We start from the raw sequence: 3,180 nt of genomic DNA, 5'->3' as shown, positions 1-3,180 counted from the left end.
AAAAAATTTTATAATTTACCCATGTACCATAAAAAAAGTAATGAAAATAAGGGAGAAAAAGGTTATAATAAAAAAAGATAAAAAAATTTTATAATTTACCAATGTACTATAAAAAAAGTAATGAAAGTTTAAAAGAAAAGGGAAAAAGATGAAAAAAGATGAAAATTTTGAAGTATTAGAAGTTGGAGAATTAGAAGACTTTTCAATAATGATGAAAAGTTTTCATAAAAGAAGATTAGAAACTAAGACAGTATCAATATTTTTAGATTCTAATGTATATAATGATATAATAAATAGACCATTTATATTTATATTATTGCCATTTTTTTCTCCGCCTAAACAAAGAGGATTAAATTTAATTTATGAAATAGAAAATGCTGGAATAAAGTTTGCATCATATTTATCTAATGATACTTTAGAAAAATTTTCTAACAAACAGCCAGGGGAATTTGAAAAAAATGTATTAGATTTTATAATGTGGAAAGTTCAAAGAAAAATACTAAATAAAAAAGAGAAAACCAGAATTATAAATTTTAAAATAACAGAATTAATTGAGTATTTAGGATTAAAATTTCATTCATCTTATTATAAAAAAGTAGAAGAAGCTTTATTTAATTTACAAGAAACGACATATAAAATAAAAATAAAAAATCAAAAAAAAGCAGGAAATATAATTAGAGAAGTTTATGAAAAACCTTTAAATTTAATAAGATATAAAAAAGTTAAGGAAAATAATGTTTTAAAGAAATCAAAAAAAATTTTTTATGAAGTAGAACTTGACGATAGATTAATTCAAGAATTAGAAATAAAACATTATTCTATATTTGATAAAGAATTATTAAAAGAATTGAGAAATAAAAATAAAATGTCTGAAAGAATATTTCAATTTATTAGCATGAAAAGATTTACTAAAAATAATGGTGAATTTAAGATAGAAACATTAGCTTCAATAATTCCTTTAAGTTTATATTCGATAATAAGAAAAACTGATAAGCATGGAAATATTAAAGAATATAAAGTCAGTAAAAAGAAAAAAGTTTTAGAAAAATTAGAGATTGCATTTAAAGATTTAGTTGAATTAGGATATTTGGAAAAATATGAAGTTGTTCAATTTGAAAATTCGTATAAAATAAAATATGTTTTTAATATAAAAAAAGACAATAGTATTCATAAATCCAGTTATTTAACTAGAAAACAAATAGAAGATATTGATAAAAAAGTAAATGATGAAGAGATAGAAAAAAATAAATATTTAGAAATTTATATAAATTTAAATGAAAAAAAACAAAACGAAATTAAATTAAATGCATTAAAAAAATTAGAAAAAATAAAAAAACGTAATTATTTTTTAAACATGAATGAAGAAATGGAATTTATAGAAAAAACTTTAGTTGATTATTTAAAATAATAATTTAAATATTGACATAAAAAACAAAATATGATAATATTTTATTCGGTCACTTTAAGAAAAATGCCTGGGTGGCGGAATAGGTAGACGCACAGGACTTAAAATCCTGTGGACATTTTGTCCGTGCGGGTTCGATTCCCGCCCCAGGCACCAATTTAACGCGGGGTAGAGCAGTCTGGTAGCTCGTCGGGCTCATAACCCGAAGGTCATAGGTTCAAATCCTATCCCCGCTACCAAATTGCGGGAATAGCTCAGTTGGTAGAGCGTCAGCCTTCCAAGCTGAATGTCGCGAGTTCGACCCTCGTTTCCCGCTCCAAATGCGTCATTAGCTCAGTTGGTAGAGCACACGACTTTTAATCGTGTTGTCACAGGTTCGATTCCTGTATGACGCACCATTTGTGCCCGTAGCTCAGTTGGATAGAGCAACGGCCTTCTAAGCCGTGGGTCAGGAGTTCGAATCTCTTCGGGCACGCCATAATTTAAAATATAAGGATCTATAGCTCAGTTGGTTAGAGCACTCGGCTCATAACCGAGTGGTCGTTGGTTCGAATCCAACTAGATCCACCATCTGCTCCGTTCGTCTAGAGGTCAGGATTCCAGGTTTTCATCCTGGCGGCAGGGGTTCGATTCCCCTACGGAGTACCATTTTTTTATTTAGGAGAAATGTCCGAATTGGCTAAGGGGCCGGTCTTGAAAACCGGTGAAACCGAAAGGTGTCTGGGTTCGAGTCCCAGTTTCTCCGCCAAAGCCTAGATAGCTCAGTCGGTAGAGCAGGGGACTGAAAATCCCCGTGTCGGTGGTTCGATTCCGCCTCTGGGCACCATTAAAGGTCGCATAGCTCAGTTGGGAGAGCACCTGCCTTACAAGCAGGGGGTCACTGGTTCAAGTCCAGTTGTGACCACCATAACTAGGGGGTGTAGCTCAGTTTGGTTAGAGCGCATGCCTGTCACGCATGAGGTCGCGGGTTCGATCCCCGTCACTCCCGCCATTTAAGTTGTTTAAGGCATCTTTTATTTTAAGAGGTGTTTTTTTTATTTTTTGAATATAATAAATATTAAGATTAATAAAAAAAGGAGATACAAACATAATGAAAAAAAATTTTTTTTTATTAATATTATGTTTTTTTGTTTTTTATATAAATATTTTGTCAATTGAATTTGAAGAATATAATTTGGAACTCAAAAAAATTTTGATTAAAAGAAAAGAAATTAATTTTTATAAAAAAGAAAATATATATTTTGAAAATATTTTTAATAAAATAGATAATATTCAAATTAGATTAAATACATTAATAAAAAAAAATTTTTTTGACTTATTGTTTGAAGGAAATTTAGAGGCTAAAATATTAAATTCCGATAATTTTAAAAATGTAAAAATAAGATATATGTTTATTAAAAAATATAGTAATATTATAGATTTATACGTTGACCAAGAAAAAGAAGAAGTTATAATATTTTTTAAAGTTAATTTTTCCTTTTTTTAATTATAGGACTTATTTTCAAAGGTTTAAATTATATTTTAATTCTTATACTCCTATTTAAAATATCTCTTTATTCTTTTTTATTCTCTTTTATTTCTCTTTAAAAAAATTTTTTGATTAATTAATCAAGATAAAATTTAATTTTTATTTTAGTTAAATTATGGAATTAAAAAATAAAAATTAATTGAAATAATTTTAAAAAATAAAAAAATGGCTCCCCGAGCCGGGCTCGAACCAGCGACAACACGGTTAACAGCCGTGCGCTCTACCAACTGAGCTATCAGGGAACACA

The 3,180-nt window shown here is 28.4% G+C and carries 2 protein-coding genes and 12 tRNA genes; 13 read left to right on the top strand and 1 reads right to left on the bottom strand.

The features are described 5' to 3' along the window. Window positions 1-148 precede the first annotated feature (148 nt). The 13 genes from EV215_RS10430 to EV215_RS10370 all read left to right on the top strand — a co-directional run bounded on the left by EV215_RS10430 (window position 149) and on the right by EV215_RS10370 (window position 2,891). Window positions 149-1,408, top strand: coding sequence for a hypothetical protein (locus EV215_RS10430; RefSeq protein ID WP_134113941.1), 1,260 nt, complete (start codon window positions 149-151; stop codon window positions 1,406-1,408). A gap of 65 nt (window positions 1,409-1,473) precedes the next feature. Further along, window positions 1,474-1,561: transfer RNA gene (locus EV215_RS10425), tRNA-Leu, on the top strand. A gap of 6 nt (window positions 1,562-1,567) precedes the next feature. Then, a tRNA-Met gene (locus tag EV215_RS10420) sits at window positions 1,568-1,644 on the top strand. A gap of 4 nt (window positions 1,645-1,648) precedes the next feature. After that, window positions 1,649-1,724: transfer RNA gene (locus tag EV215_RS10415), tRNA-Gly, on the top strand. 3 nt (window positions 1,725-1,727) lie between these two features. Continuing rightward, window positions 1,728-1,803: transfer RNA gene (locus tag EV215_RS10410), tRNA-Lys, on the top strand. 3 nt (window positions 1,804-1,806) lie between these two features. Beyond that, window positions 1,807-1,883, top strand: a tRNA-Arg gene (locus tag EV215_RS10405). A 15-nt stretch (window positions 1,884-1,898) separates the two neighbouring features. After that, window positions 1,899-1,975, top strand: a tRNA-Ile gene (locus EV215_RS10400). A gap of 3 nt (window positions 1,976-1,978) precedes the next feature. Further along, window positions 1,979-2,053 (top strand) — tRNA-Glu (locus EV215_RS10395). A gap of 12 nt (window positions 2,054-2,065) precedes the next feature. Continuing rightward, window positions 2,066-2,153, top strand: a tRNA-Ser gene (locus EV215_RS10390). Window positions 2,154-2,155: 2 nt separating this feature from the next. Next, a tRNA-Phe gene (locus EV215_RS10385) sits at window positions 2,156-2,231 on the top strand. Window positions 2,232-2,236: 5 nt separating this feature from the next. After that, a tRNA-Val gene (locus EV215_RS10380) sits at window positions 2,237-2,312 on the top strand. Window positions 2,313-2,318: 6 nt separating this feature from the next. Further along, a tRNA-Asp gene (locus EV215_RS10375) sits at window positions 2,319-2,396 on the top strand. A 99-nt stretch (window positions 2,397-2,495) separates the two neighbouring features. Next, the gene (locus EV215_RS10370) at window positions 2,496-2,891 is read left to right on the top strand and encodes a hypothetical protein (RefSeq protein WP_134113940.1); all 396 of its coding nucleotides are present in this window, start codon (window positions 2,496-2,498) and stop codon (window positions 2,889-2,891) included. Window positions 2,892-3,099: 208 nt separating this feature from the next. Here EV215_RS10370 and EV215_RS10365 read toward each other — a convergent pair. After that, window positions 3,100-3,175, bottom strand: a tRNA-Asn gene (locus tag EV215_RS10365). Window positions 3,176-3,180 lie beyond the last annotated feature (5 nt).

Source organism: Hypnocyclicus thermotrophus (assembly GCF_004365575.1).
GTDB lineage: Bacteria > Fusobacteriota > Fusobacteriia > Fusobacteriales > Fusobacteriaceae > Hypnocyclicus > Hypnocyclicus thermotrophus.
The sequence above is the reverse complement of the archived record's forward strand: the minus strand, read 5'-3'. Positions and strand labels throughout refer to the sequence as shown.